The organism is Microlunatus kandeliicorticis, from assembly GCF_014137855.1.
GTDB lineage: Bacteria > Actinomycetota > Actinomycetes > Propionibacteriales > Propionibacteriaceae > Microlunatus > Microlunatus kandeliicorticis.
Window position 1 is genome coordinate 915427 of the sequence record NZ_JACGWT010000001.1, and the last position, 13146, is coordinate 928572.

11 protein-coding genes are annotated in these 13146 nt (G+C 74.2%); 7 read left to right on the plus strand and 4 right to left on the minus strand.

Annotated features, from left to right (window positions below):
- Window positions 1-92: 92 nt before the first annotated feature.
- The 3 genes from FHX74_RS04125 to FHX74_RS04135 form a co-directional block, all read right to left on the minus strand.
- Entirely contained in the window at window positions 93-1085 is a 993-nt protein-coding gene (locus tag FHX74_RS04125) for a M23 family metallopeptidase (protein ID WP_182558761.1), read from the minus strand.
- Window positions 1086-1503: 418 nt separating this feature from the next.
- Window positions 1504-2556 (minus strand): M23 family metallopeptidase, encoded by a 1053-nt coding sequence (locus FHX74_RS20960; protein ID WP_182558762.1) that lies wholly within the window; start codon window positions 2554-2556, stop codon window positions 1504-1506.
- 413 nt (window positions 2557-2969) lie between these two features.
- Entirely contained in the window at window positions 2970-4028 is a 1059-nt protein-coding gene (locus FHX74_RS04135; protein WP_328823600.1) for an esterase/lipase family protein, read from the minus strand.
- Window positions 4029-4099: 71 nt separating this feature from the next.
- On the opposite strand from FHX74_RS04135, the gene FHX74_RS04140 reads away from it, so the two are divergent.
- The 4 genes from FHX74_RS04140 to FHX74_RS04155 all read left to right on the plus strand — a co-directional run bounded on the left by FHX74_RS04140 (window position 4100) and on the right by FHX74_RS04155 (window position 7330).
- Window positions 4100-4576, plus strand: coding sequence for a cobalamin B12-binding domain-containing protein (locus FHX74_RS04140; protein WP_328823601.1), 477 nt, complete (start codon window positions 4100-4102; stop codon window positions 4574-4576).
- 108 nt (window positions 4577-4684) lie between these two features.
- The gene (gene sucC, locus FHX74_RS04145; protein WP_182558763.1) at window positions 4685-5866 is read left to right on the plus strand and encodes an ADP-forming succinate--CoA ligase subunit beta; all 1182 of its coding nucleotides are present in this window, start codon (window positions 4685-4687) and stop codon (window positions 5864-5866) included.
- Window positions 5867-5881: 15 nt separating this feature from the next.
- Window positions 5882-6760: a succinate--CoA ligase subunit alpha gene (gene sucD, locus FHX74_RS04150; protein WP_182558764.1), complete on the plus strand. Its 879-nt coding sequence runs from the start codon at window positions 5882-5884 to the stop codon at window positions 6758-6760.
- A 12-nt stretch (window positions 6761-6772) separates the two neighbouring features.
- Complete coding sequence (locus tag FHX74_RS04155) at window positions 6773-7330, plus strand: NUDIX domain-containing protein (RefSeq protein ID WP_182558765.1); 558 nt, start codon at window positions 6773-6775, stop codon at window positions 7328-7330.
- Window positions 7331-7744: 414 nt separating this feature from the next.
- Here FHX74_RS04155 and FHX74_RS04160 read toward each other — a convergent pair whose 3' ends face one another.
- A complete protein-coding gene (locus FHX74_RS04160) occupies window positions 7745-9370 on the minus strand; it encodes a hypothetical protein (protein ID WP_182558766.1) in 1626 nt (541 codons plus the stop codon).
- Window positions 9371-9529: 159 nt separating this feature from the next.
- Between FHX74_RS04160 and FHX74_RS04165 the strand changes: the two genes are divergently transcribed.
- The 3 genes from FHX74_RS04165 to purH all read left to right on the plus strand — a co-directional run bounded on the left by FHX74_RS04165 (window position 9530) and on the right by purH (window position 13146).
- Window positions 9530-10822, plus strand: coding sequence for a cell division protein PerM (locus FHX74_RS04165; RefSeq protein WP_182558767.1), 1293 nt, complete (start codon window positions 9530-9532; stop codon window positions 10820-10822).
- A 93-nt stretch (window positions 10823-10915) separates the two neighbouring features.
- A complete protein-coding gene (gene purN / locus FHX74_RS04170) occupies window positions 10916-11503 on the plus strand; it encodes a phosphoribosylglycinamide formyltransferase (protein ID WP_182558768.1) in 588 nt (195 codons plus the stop codon).
- 26 nt (window positions 11504-11529) lie between these two features.
- Window positions 11530-13146 (plus strand): bifunctional phosphoribosylaminoimidazolecarboxamide formyltransferase/IMP cyclohydrolase, encoded by a 1617-nt coding sequence (purH, locus tag FHX74_RS04175; protein ID WP_182558769.1) that lies wholly within the window; start codon window positions 11530-11532, stop codon window positions 13144-13146.

The window sequence follows — 13146 nt, forward strand, 5'->3', positions numbered from 1 at the left end:
ACCACCATGGCCCAGAACGCAGACCGCCCCCGCGCGGGCTGACGGACGTCAGCGCCGGGCGGGGGCGGACTCGTGGAGACGGGGGGACGGACTCAGGGGTTGAGCCCGAGCGCCTTGAGCCACGGCAGCGGGTCGACCGCCTTGTAGACGTCACCCGGCGTGACGCCGGCCGGGTAGACCTCGAAGTGCACGTGCGGCCCGAACGAGCGACCGGTCATCCCGACGTGGCCGATGACCTGCCCGCCGGTGACCTTCTGACCGACGCTGACGGTCACGTCGGCCATGTGCGCGTACAGCGACTGGGTGCCGTCGGCGTGCCTGATGGTCACGTAGTTGCCGGCCCAGCCGGCCTCGCCGTTCGGGCCGGCGTTGGTGACGACGCCGTCGGCCACGGCGTGGATCGGGGTACCGATCGGGCAGGCGAAGTCGAAGCCGGTGTGGTAGCGCGCCCAGGCGCCGACCTGGCCGAACCGGGCGGCGACGGTGTAGCCGCTGGTGATCGGCAGGCTGACCTGCCCGGAGTCCTGCGCGGCCGAGGCCACTGTGGTGCCGTCGGCGGAGGCGTTCGGCGAGGAGGCGTTGACCGCGGCCTCGGCCTTCTCGGCCTCGAGCTTGTCGGCCAGCTTGGCGGCCTTCTCCTGGGTGCTCTCGAGCACCTTGGCCCGCTGGCGGGCGGCACTGGTCGACGCGCCGGAGGCGCCGGTGGAGGTGGCGCCGGTCCGCTGCTGCGCCTTGGCCGCGGCGGCCTGCGCGGCGGCGGCCGCCTTCGGGTCGACGGTCTCGCCGTCGAGCGGCAGCCGGCTCGCGTCGCGCGAGGTGGACTGGGTGCGGGCGTCGAACGCGCTCGGCACCTGGCCTGTGCTGGTGGCGGCCGGAGCAGCGGGCACCGAGGACTCGGCGCGGTTGGCAGCGGTCCCGGTCAGGGCGACCGACCCGGCCACGACCAGGCCGAGGGCGGCGACCGCGAGTCCGGCCGCGCCGTGCCGGAGCCAGCTCCGCTTGTCGCTCTCGATGTCCTCGATCAGCGCCCGCCGGGCCAGGCTCTGCTGGGTCGACCCGGTGAGGCCGGGCAGGGTCCGCCGCAACCAGGTGGGGTAGGGGCGGTTCGACGCCGGGCGGTGTGGCCGCGGGCTGGGCACAGGCGGGTGACTCCTCGGTGGACGACAGGGCGGCCGAGGGGCGGGCGGCAGCCGGTCGTCACGGAGTGGACCAGGGCCTGCGGCTCGCGCCCGACCGTGGGGTGCGATCGCCTCACGGCGAAGCAACGCGGGATCGCGGGGATCCAGCACGGTGGTGCGCAGGGCACCGGGAGGCGTCGGCACCGGCCGCGTCGACTTCCCGGTGGTGGACCCGCTCCCGGCGCGCCCGACGGTCTCGCGGACCAGGTCGGGACGCCTGCCGTGGCAGGTTCGGGACGAGACGATAACGGAGTCATAACGGCAGGGCAAAACCCTGCGAGACCACCGGCCGCACTGGTCTGGACCGCGCTCAGCGGTCTCTGGGTCAGCTCCGGCGGAGCTGGACCCCGTAGTGCTCGAGCCAGGGGAGCGGGTTCACCGCGCGGTAGACGTCGCCGGGACGCACTCCGGGCGGGTAGACCTCGAAGTGCAGGTGCGGGCCGGTGACGTTCCCGGTGGCCCCGACCAGCCCGATCACGTCGCCGGCGCGGACCCGCTGGCCCACCTGGACCTGGATCGCCGACAGGTGCGCGTCCATCGTGGTCCAGCCGCCGGCGTGCTGGACGGCGACGTGCAGCCCGGCCCAGCTGTCGCCGTTGCGGCCGGCCAGGGTCACGACGCCGTCGGCCACCGCGCGGATCGGCTCGCCGAGCCCGGCGTGGAAGTCGAGCCCGGTGTGGTAGCGCGCCCACATCGGTCCGACGTCACCGAAGGCGGCACCGTAGGTGGCGGCCGCGATCGGTGAGACGGCCGTGGTGATCGGCGGCAGCGCGGCGGTGTCGGCGGGCAGCCAGCTGCCGGTCGCGGTGGCGGTGCTGGCGTCGGCGGCGGCCGCCTCGGTGGCGGCGAGCGCGGCCGCCCGGGCCTCGACCCGGAAGGCGTCGGCGCGGGCGGCCATCTCGGCGGCGACCTGGCGGGCGATCTGGTCGTCCTGCTGCTGCTGGGCGATCTGCGCGGCGGTCTGGTCGATGGTCTGGTGCAGGCTGCTCAGCTGCTGTTCGCGCTGCTGCTGCTGGAGCGTCTGCGCGAGGTCGAGCGTGGTCGCCGCGGCGCCGGCCAGCAGGTAGCTGCGCTGCAGGCCCTGGGCGCGGGCGTTGGCCACGGCACCGGGCAGCGGGGTGCCCCGGACGTCCTGCGCCGTCACGTCGAACGCGGGGTCGACGGTGCCGGTGCGGGTTCCGGTCGAGACGGTCGGGGCAGTGGTCTGGCTGCCCGCGGCCGTGGTCGGCTCGAGCAGCGACCCGGCGGCGACCAGCGCCAGCCCGGCCGAGGCGACCGCGAGCCCGACCAGCCCGTGCGACAGCCAGCTCCGCTGCTCGGGTTCGGTGACGACCTCGGCCATGTGCCGGGCCAGTACCCGGGTGCGCTCGCGAGCCACCGGTCGGTTCTTCTCCCGAGCTGCCGTCCGGCTCGAGCGCGGTCCCGGTCCGCCGGAGCCGGGCGTGCCGGAGGTCCGGCGATCCGGTTCGGCAGGTGCGGCCACGGTCCTCGATCCGTCGGTCCCGGCCATCCGGGAGCGTCGTCCCGTCGGTGGGGGGACCGCCGGGGTCCGTGGTCGGTCGCGGTGCGGTCGTGGACGGCGGAGGCGGGGCCGTGGTCCCGACCCGGGACCGACCCCACGGGAGCCGCCGGCTACGGCTCGGACGCGGGTGACGCGCGAACGTGTCCATCGTCTCATCGATCCGGGCCGTTCGGCGGCCGATCGAGGTCCCGATCCGGTGACGGTCGCGCGTCGGCCTGGTGCCGACCGGGGGTCCTGTCCGGGGGTCCTGTCCGGGGCGGGGACGCGGGTCAGTCGGCGCTGGCCCGGGCAGTTCCGGCGGGACGGCCGGCGCCGGCCGGTTCGGGCGGGGTGAGGTTGGCCAGCGACTCCGCGATCCGGGCGGCGATCGTCCGGTTGTTGGTCAGCGACATGTGGCCGACCCCGCGGACCGCGACGTTGGTGACCGCGAGGTCGGGGTGCGCGAGCCGGGCGTTCCGCCGGGGCACCATCAGCTGGTCGAGATCGGACCAGAACACCAGGAACCGGGTCCGGCAGCCCGGGGCGGGCTCGGAGAGCTCGCGGATCAGTTCCGAGCGCGGCGTCAGCTGGCGGACCAGCGGCAGCACCCGGCCCACCTGGGCCAGCTCGGTGCCCTGGTGTGGGCTGCCCAGCGTGACCAGCGTGTGCACGTGCGCGTCGCCGCCGAGCCGTTGCACGTAGTAGCGGGCGATCAGTCCGCCGAGGCTGTGCCCGATCACGTGAATCCGGTCGCGTCCGGTCCGGGCCAGCAGGTCCTCGACCACCCGGCCGAGCCGGGTGGCGGTCGCACGGACGTCGGTGGTCAGCAGCCCGTAGTCGAAGAAGCGGAGCCGTTCGAAGCCGCGGCGGCGCAGTGCCCGCTCGAGCGAGGTGAAGATCGTGTGGTTGTCGACGATCCCGTGCACCAGCAGGATCGGCGTGCCGGCGGCGTCGAGGTCGTGCTGGATCAGCCCGCGCTGCGAGAGCGACAGCCCGTACCGCCGACGTCGGGCGCCACCGGAGCGGTCGACCACCATGCCCAGGGGGTAGCGGGCCAGGTGCTGGGAGATCCAGCGGACCTCGGTGGCGATCCCGTTCGCGGTCCGCGGCAGGTCCTCGGTGACCAGCCGGCCGAGTCCCGGCCGGGCCGGCGAGGGGCTGGATCCGTCCTCGACCACCAGCTGCTCGTCCTGGTGCTCGTCGTCGAGGTGCTCGTCCGGGACCGGATCCACCCCGTCGGCGGCGTCGGCTCGCGCGTCGGCGGCGGCGACCGCGTCCGGCCCGGACGCGGTGCGGCGGCCACGTCGACCGCGGGACGCGGGACGCCCCGGCACACGCTGGCTGAGCACGCTCCGAGATTACCTCCGGGGTGGTGCGCCGACCGGTCCGCGACGACGCCCGCCCGGCGTAGATTCGGCCCGTGACCCAGGCGCCGCAGGCCGAGCAGGGGATCGGCCGGAGCGGGCCGATCCGGGTGGTGGTGGCCAAGCCCGGCCTCGACGGGCACGACCGCGGGGCCAAGGTGGTGGCCCGGGCGTTGCGCGACGCCGGGATGGAGGTCGTCTACACCGGCCTGCACCAGAGTCCCGAGCAGATCGTCGCCACCGCGCTGGCCGAGGACGCCGACGCCGTCGGGCTGTCCGTGCTGTCGGGGGCGCACCTGACGCTGTTCGCGCGGGTCACCGCGCTGCTCGCCGAGGCCGACGCCGCCGACATCGTGGTGTTCGGCGGCGGCATCATCCCCGAGGCCGACCGCGAGCCGCTGGCCGCGATGGGCGTGCGGGCGGTGTTCGGGCCGGGAGCCAGCACGGCCGAGATCGTCGACTGGGTCCGGGCCAACGTCCGACCGGGTCCCGGCCTCCAGACCGGTTCGGGCGATCCGGACCCCGACCACTAGGCTCGCCGGTGGCCTCCGGCCGCCGCAGCGCGCCGGCCGACGGTCCTCGCCCGCGCTCGTCGGCGGGTGTGTCGTTCTAGCTGTTCAGCTGAGGAGGTTGGGGAGTCGGTGGATCTCTACGAGTACCAGGCCCGCGACGTGTTCGAGGCCCACGGTGTGCCGGTGCTGCGCGGCATCACCGCGACTACCCCGGAGGAGGCGAGCGCGGCCGCGGCCGAGCTCGGGACCCCGGTGGTCGTGGTCAAGGCGCAGGTGAAGACCGGTGGCCGGGGCAAGGCGGGTGGCGTCAAGATCGCCAGGAGCCCCGAGGAGGCGGCGGCACGGGCCGAGGAGATCCTCGGCCTCGACATCAAGGGCCACGTCGTCCAGAAGCTGATGATCGCCGAGGGGGCGAACATCGCCGAGGAGTACTACTTCTCGGTGCTGCTCGACCGTGCCAACCGCACCTACCTCGCGATGTGCAGCAAGGAGGGCGGGATGGAGATCGAGCAGCTCGCGGTCGAGCGCCCCGAGGCGCTGGCCCGGGTGCCGGTCGACCCGACCGTCGGCATCGACCAGGCCAAGGCCGACGAGATCGTCGCCGCGGCCGGGTTCGACGAGGCCGACCGGGCCGAGATCGCCCGGGTGATCCAGAAGCTGTACGAGGTCTACGTCGCCGAGGACGCGACGCTGGTCGAGGTCAACCCGCTGGTCAAGACCGGCGAGGGTCGCATCGTCGCCCTCGACGGCAAGGTCACCCTCGACGAGAACGCCTCCTTCCGGCACCCCGACCACGAGGCGCTGGTCGACAACGCCGCGGCCGACCCGCTGGAGAACAAGGCCAAGGAGAAGGGCCTCAACTACGTCAAGCTCGACGGCTCGGTGGGCATCATCGGGAACGGCGCCGGGCTGGTGATGAGCACCCTCGACGTGGTCGCCTACGCCGGTGACCAGTTCGCCGGGAAGCCCAAGCCGGCCAACTTCCTCGACATCGGCGGCGGCGCGAGCGCCGAGGTGATGGCCAACGGCCTCGAGATCATCCTCGGCGACCCGCAGGTGAAGAGCGTCTTCGTCAACGTCTTCGGCGGGATCACCGCCTGCGACGCGGTGGCCAACGGCATCGTCCAGGCTTTCCAGCTGCTCGAGGGCCGCGGCGAGGCGGTCACCCGGCCGCTGGTCGTCCGGCTCGACGGCAACAACGCCGAGCAGGGGCGGCGGATCCTGAACGAGGCCCGGCTGCCGGGTCTCGAGCAGGTCGACACCATGGACGGCGCCGCCCGGCGGGCGGCCGAGCTCGCCGCGGCGAACTGAGAGAGAGGCACGATCATGGCGATCTTCCTGAACTCCGATTCCAAGATCATCGTCCAGGGCATGACCGGCTCCGAGGGACGCAAGCACACCCAGCGGATGCTGGACTCCGGCAGCCAGGTGGTCGGCGGCGTGACCCCGGGCAAGGGTGGTCAGAGCGTCGAGTTCGGCGGCACCACGCTGCCGGTGTTCAACTCGGTCGGTGAGGCCGTCGAGGAGACCGGCGCCAACGTCACGGTGATCTTCGTCCCGGCCAAGTTCACCCGCGGTGCGGTGGTGGAGGCCATCGAGGCCGAGATTCCGCTCTGCGTGGTGATCACCGAAGGCGTGCCGGTCAAGGACTCGGCCGAGTTCTTCACCCTGGCGCAGGGCTCGAAGACCCGGCTGATCGGGCCGAACTGCCCCGGGCTGATCTCGCCCGGACAGGCCAACGCCGGGATCATCCCGGCCGACATCACCCAGCCGGGCCGGATCGGGCTGGTCAGCAAGTCGGGCACCCTGACCTACCAGATGATGTACGAGCTGCGCGACATCGGTTTCTCCTCCTGCGTGGGCATCGGCGGTGACCCGGTGATCGGGACCACCCACATCGACGCCCTGCAGGCGTTCCAGGACGACCCGGACACGGACGCGATCGTGATGATCGGCGAGATCGGCGGCGACGCCGAGGAGCGTGCCGCCGAGTTCATCAAGGCCAACGTGACCAAGCCGGTGGTCGGCTACGTCGCCGGTTTCACCGCTCCCGAGGGCAAGACGATGGGGCACGCGGGCGCGATCGTCTCCGGTTCGTCCGGCACCGCCGCGGCGAAGAAGGAGGCCCTCGAGGCCGCCGGGGTCAAGGTCGGCAAGACGCCGAGCGAGACCGCGGAGCTGATGCGCCAGATCATGAAGGGCTGAGCGCAGCCCGCGTTGAGCAGCTGGCGGACCCGGACGTCACGGGTCGTCTACGAGAACCGCTGGATCACCGTCCGGGAGGACGAGGTCGTCCGCCCGGACGGTGCGCCCGGTCTGTACGGCGTGCTCGAGACCCGCTCGCCGGCGGTGTTCGTGGTCGCGGTGACCGCGGCCGAGGAGCTGGTGCTCGTCGAGGTCGACCGCTACACGGTCGGGCCGTCGCTCGAGGTGCCCGGAGGCGGGACCGACGGCGAGGACCCGGTGGCCGCCGCGCGGCGTGAGCTGCGCGAGGAGACCGGCCTGGTAGCCGACGACTGGCGTGACCTCGGCCCGGTCCATTCGCTCAACGGGATCACCCGGTCACCGGGCCGGGTGCTGCTGGCCACCGGCGCCCGACCGGATCCCGGGGCCTCCGCACTGACCGCCGAGGAACAGGCCCGCGAGGGGATCACCGCGGTGCGGCTGGTCCCGTTGGACGAACTGCCCGCGCTGCTCGCGGGTGGTGCGATCACCGACAACGAGGCGCTCGGTGCGCTGCTGCTCGGGCTCATCGCCCTCGGCCGGGTGTCCTGAGCGGTCTTGAGTCCCTGCCCTTCGACAGGCTCAGGGCACCGTGGTGCGGGTGGCCGACTCACGCGCACTGAGCTTGTCGAAGTGCTTCGTGCACACCGCCCTTCGACAGGCTCAGGGCACCGTGGTGCGGGTGGCCGACTCACGCGCACTGAGCTTGTCGAAGTGCCTCGTTCCCCTCGCGCGCACTGAGCTTGTCGAAGTGCCTCGTGAGCAACCCCGGACTCACGCGCACTGAGCTTGTCGAAGTGCTTCGTGCACACCGCCCTTCGACAGGCTCAGGGCACCGTGGTGCGGGTGGCCGACTCACGCGCACTGAGCTTGTCGAAGTGCCTCTTTCGCGTTGCGTGCACTGAGCTTGTCGAAGTGCTTCTCTCGCGTTGCCCTTCGACAGGCTCAGGGCACCGTTGTCGGCGCTCAGGTGGCCTGGGTGGCGCGTTGCGCGGCGCGGATGGTGAGCGCCATCCACTGGTCGTCGGTGAGGTCGAACTTCCCGCCGGTGGGCAGGAAGGTGTAGACGACCTGGTCGCCGGCGACGGCAACGCCGACCCGGAACCGCGAGGTGGTGGTGTCGCTGACCTTCTGGCTGACCACCCACGTCGTCGCCTCGATGCCCACCCCGCCGGCGCCGAGACCGCGGGCCTGGTCGCCGCCCTCGACCGAGGCGGTGAGCTGCCGCTCCTTGCAGCTCTTGAGGTTCTTGTTCAGCTCGTCGGCCAAGCCGGTGGCGTCCTTGGCGTCGGCGAAGGTGAAGACCGCCTCGTCCAGCCCGAACGAGGCCGGCATGCCCGGCGGCTTGTCCGAGAGCAGATAGCTCCGAGCCGTCGCGCGCTGGGCGTCGACCTTGCCGAAGTCGACGTCCTCGCACCCGCTGGTCACCAGGTCGTCGGGCTTGCCCGGCTGCAGCCCGGCCCAGGTCCCGGTGCCCGACTGTGGCTGCGGGATGTCGGCGAGCGCGAGCAGCCCGGGCTGGTCGCCGGCCGCGGGCGGCGGACCGGCGGTGACCCGGACCAGGCTGGCGCAGATGCCGTGCGCGTCGGTGCACTGCCGGTCGGTCAGCGTCGCCAGGGCGTCCACGACCGCGTCGATCGCCTTGAGCGGTTCCGACGTCCCGGCCCGGGTGACCAGATCGATCACGTTGACCACCGTCCCGGTCCGGTTGATGACCACCGTCCGGTCCACGTCGTGCGGCGCATCGCTGACCTGGACGGCCGCGCTCTGGTCGCCGAGCCCGGTGACCACGGCGGCCCCGGACAGGTAGGAGGCGGCGAGGTCGCAATTGCCCAGGGCGCGGGCGAAGGTGGCGTAGGTCTCGGTCGCCGCCGAGGCGTCGGCGAAGGCGAGCGCCTGGTGCAGCACCACCGGCACGTTCCGGTCGGGTCCGGTCGCGGGCGCGCTCGGGGTGGCCGCGGACGACGCGGCCGACGACGACGTGGTGGAGGAGGGAGCGGGGGTCGGAGTCGGTGAGGCGGTCCCACCGGTGGTGCCGAGCGAGCGGGTGAGCACCCGGGTCGGGTCCGGCGCCTGGGCGGTGGCCTCCGGACTCAGACAGGCCGCCCGCGAGGTGCTGGCGTCGGTGCCGGTCTGGTCGGAGGTGACCCGCCAGGCCGCGCCCGGCAGGATCGTGCGGGCGAGCGCCGGGGTGAGCAGGTCGTCAGCGCCGAGCCCCGCCTCGGCGGTCGCACTCGGTGTCGCCGGAGCCGACCCGGTCGGGGGAGCCGTGGCGGTCGCGCCGTGCTGCCGGAGGGCCACGACGGTGATGCCGATCCCGAGCGCGATCACCACCAGCGCGGCGATCACGCCGGCCAGCCACCGTCGACGGGCGGACCGGACGGGGCTGTCGGGGTGCCGGCGCCGGGCCAGGTCGGGTCGGTCACGGCGGTCGCGCGCGGTCGTCGGCCGGGAGGTCGGCTGGTCGCCCGGAGCCGGAGCACCCGAGGTGTCCTGGTCTGTGTCGTGCTCGGCGGCGTGTTCGGCGGCGGCGTGCTCGCCCGGGGTCTCGTCGGCGTCCGGCCCGTCGGGCGGCGTGCTACCGGACGACATACCGGCGGGAACTCCTCGGGTCGGCGGCGCGCGGGCCGGGTTCGGTCGAGACGTCCGGCGCCGGCCGGTGGACCGGGGCGGGCTCCGGGCAACGAAACCTTACCCGTCCGGGCGTGTCAGCCCGAAGGACGACGGGCCGCCAGCGAGCATGGAAGGGCCATGGCCTCACTCCTCTCGCCCCGCCGCAGCCCGTCCGACCGCGGGCCGGGCCGCACCGACGGCGGGGTCCGGCTGACCGCCACCCTGACCCAGGACGACGAGGTCGAGCAGACCGAGCTGCTGGCCGTCCCGACGGTCGGGTGGATCGTGATGGCGCTCAGCGGGGTGCTGATCACCGCGCTCTGCGGCTGGGTCATCGTCACCGGCCTCACCGTGCTCGGCTGGCTCTCCGACGCCGCCGCCGGGCTGACCTCCGCGCTCGGCGTCGGCACCCAGCTCTGGCTGCTGGCCAACGGTGCGGGCGCCCGGCTCGGCGGCATCGGCTGGACCGTGACCCCGCTCGGGCTGAGCCTGGTGGTCGCCTTCCTGCTCAGCCGGTTCGCCGGCCTGGTCGCCCGGCAGTACGTCGCCGAGCACGCGGGCACCACCCGCCGGCGGGCCGTCGGCACCGTCTCGGCCGTGGTCGCCGCCGGGTACGCCGTGGTCGTCGCGGCCACCGCGCTCGCGCTCGGTGCCCCGGGCCAGGTGGTCCGCGGTTTCGTCGGGGCGCTGCTGATCGCCGCGGTCGGCGCGCTCTGGGGAGCGTCCCGCGCCGTCGGGTTCCGTCTCACCGAGCGCTGGCCCGGCTGGGCCCGCCCGGTGCCCGGGGCGGTCGCCGCCGCGCAGCTCGTGCTGCTCGCCACGGGCGCGGCGGCGCTGGTCGCCTCGCTGCTCGTCCACCTCGACCGGGTGGTTCGGCTCACCGACGACCTGCACGCCGGGGTCGCCGGCGGCGTCGCGGTCCTGGTCGGCGAGCTGGCCTTCGCCCCGACGGCACTGATCTGGTCCGGTTCGTACGCGCTCGGCGCCGGGTTCACCCTGGGCCCGCAGACGCTGGTCGCCCCCGCCGCCACCACGCTGTCGCTGCTCCCGCCGTTCCCGCTGCTCGGGGCGCTGCCGGCCGAGGGCGGCAGCCCGTGGCAGCTGCTCTGGCTGCTCGGCGGCGCCGTGGCCGGTGGGCTCGCCGCCTGGCAGGTCGCCCGACACCGGCCGGACGCCCGGCTCGACGAGAGCACGCTGGTCGGCGGTCTCTCCGGGGTGCTGGCCGCGCTGGTCTTCACCGCCCTGGCCTGGCTGAGCAGCGGCGACCTCGGCGACGTCCGACTGGCCGGGGCCGGCCCGCGGCTGCTCCCGCTGCTGATCATGTCCGTCACCGCGCTCGGCCTCTCGGGGATGGTCTGCGGGTTCGTCCTCGGTCTGGTCCGGCTGGTCCGGACCCGGCTCGCCCGCCGCGCCGAGCACCCCGCGGGCTGACCCGCCGGCTCGCCGGCCGCGGCTCCGGGGGCGCACCGTCCGCCGTCCTGTGACCGGTTCGGGCCAGGGCCACCGCGTTGTTAGGGTGCGGACGTGGCGTTCGGGCTCGTGGTGCTGGTCTCCGGCACCGGGACCCTGCTGCAGACCCTGCTCGACGCCGCCGCCGAACCCGGGTCGGTCTTCGCCGTCCGCGGCGTGGTGGCCGACCGCGACGGCATCGCCGCCCTCGACCGGGCCGCGGCCGCCGGGGTTCCGACCGTCGTCCACCCGCTGACCAAGGGATCCGACCGGGCCGCCTGGGACGCCGGGCTGACCGAGGCCGTCGCCCGATGCGACCCCGACCTGGTGGTCAGTGCGGGCTTCATGAAGCTGGTGGGCGCGACCTTCCTGGCCCGCTTCGGCGGCCGGACGATCAACACCCACCCGGCCCTGCTGCCGTCGTTCCCGGGGATGCACGGGCCGCGGGACGCCCTGGCCCACGGGGTCAAGATCACCGGCGCCACCGTCTTCCAGGTCGACGAGGGAGTCGACAGCGGCCGGATCCTCGCCCAGGCCGCCGTCCCGGTGCTCGACGGCGACACCGAGGACCTCCTGCACGAGCGGATCAAGGTGGCCGAGCGCCAGCTGCTGCTCGACGTCGTCCGCGACCTCGCCACCCGCGCCGCGCACCCCGCGCACTGATGCCCCGACCCGAGAGGCCGCCCGCCATGACCCAGCCGCAGACCGATCCGGCCACCGGCCCCGACCACGCTGCTGCGACCGCGGAGGGCCGCCGGCCGATCCGGCGGGCCCTGCTCTCGGTGTACGACAAGACCGGGCTGGTCGAGCTGGCCCGGCTGCTCGCCGACGCCGGGGTCGAGCTCGTCTCGACCGGGTCGACCGCGAGCCGGATCGCCGAGGCCCGGGTGCCGGTGACCCCGGTCGAGCAGGTCACCGGGTTCCCCGAGTGCCTGGACGGCCGGGTCAAGACGCTGCACCCGCACATCCACGCCGGGCTGCTCGCCGACCAGCGCAACCCCGACCACGTCGCCCAGCTCGCGCAGCTCGGGGTGGCCGGCTTCGACCTGGTGGTCAGCAACCTCTACCCGTTCAGCGCCACCGTCGCCTCGGGCGCCGGGCCGGAGGAGTGCGTCGAGCAGATCGACATCGGGGGCCCCTCGATGGTCCGCGCCGCGGCCAAGAACCACGCGTCGGTCGCCGTGGTCACCGCGCCCGACCAGTACGACCGGCTCCGCGCCGCGGTCGCCACCGGCGGGTTCACCCTCGCCGAGCGGCAGCAGCTGGCCGCCCAGGCGTTCGTCCACACCGCCGGCTACGACGTGATGGTGGCGAGCTGGATGGGCACGGTGCTCACCGACAGCTCCGCGGGCACCGGGTTCCCGGCCTGGGTCGGCGGGACCTGGGAGCGGGAGACCGTGCTGCGCTACGGCGAGAACCCGCACCAGCAGGCCGCGCTCTACCGCAGCGTCGGCGGCCCGACCGTCGGGTTGGCCGGTGCCGAGCAGTTGCACGGCAAGGAGATGTCCTACAACAACTACGTCGACGCCGATGCGGCCCGGCGGGCGGCGGCGGACTTCGACGAGCCGGCGGTGGCGATCATCAAGCACGCCAACCCGTGCGGGATCGCGGTGGGCGCCGACGTGGCCGAGGCGCACCGCCGGGCGCACGCCTGCGACCCGACGTCGGCCTTCGGCGGGGTGGTGGCGGCCAACCGGCCGGTCAGCGTGGCGATGGCCGAGCAGCTCGCCGACATCTTCACCGAGGTGGTGGTCGCCCCCGGGTACGACCAGGGTGCGGTCGAGGTGCTGGCGCGGAAGAAGAACGTCCGGCTGCTGGTCACCGAGCCGGCCCGCCGCGGCGGCGTCGAGGTCCGCCAGATCGACGGCGGGATGCTGATGCAGGTCCGCGACGTCCCCGCCCTCGACCACGACCGGGCCGCGCACTGGACGCTGGCCGCCGGCGAGCCCGCCGACGCGGCCACCCTGGCCGACCTCGAGTTCGCCTGGCGCGCCTGCCGGGCGGTCAAGTCCAACGCGATCCTGCTGGCCTCCGACGGCGCCAGCGTCGGGATCGGGATGGGCCAGGTCAACCGGGTCGACTCCTCGCGACTGGCCGTGGCCCGCGCCGGCGACCGTGCCGCCGGCTCGGTGGCCGCCTCCGACGCCTACTTCCCGTTCGCCGACGGGCTGGAGATCCTGCTCGAGGCCGGTGTCCGGGCGGTGGTGCAGCCGGGTGGCTCGATCCGCGACGCCGAGTCGGTCGAGGCGGCCCGGCGGGCGGGCGTGACGATGTACTTCACCGGGGCCCGGCACTTCTTCCACTGA

Bases quoted from the DNA above. Each gene is read 5' to 3' on its own strand.
- sucD (WP_182558764.1), top strand. From the start codon at position 5,882: ATGGCGATCTTCCTGAACTCCGATTCCAAGATCATCGTCCAGGGCATG.
- FHX74_RS04160 (WP_182558766.1), bottom strand. From the start codon at position 9,370: ATGTCGTCCGGTAGCACGCCGCCCGACGGGCCGGACGCCGACGAGACC.
- FHX74_RS04165 (WP_182558767.1), top strand. From the start codon at position 9,530: ATGGCCTCACTCCTCTCGCCCCGCCGCAGCCCGTCCGACCGCGGGCCG.
- purH (WP_182558769.1), top strand. From the start codon at position 11,530: ATGACCCAGCCGCAGACCGATCCGGCCACCGGCCCCGACCACGCTGCT.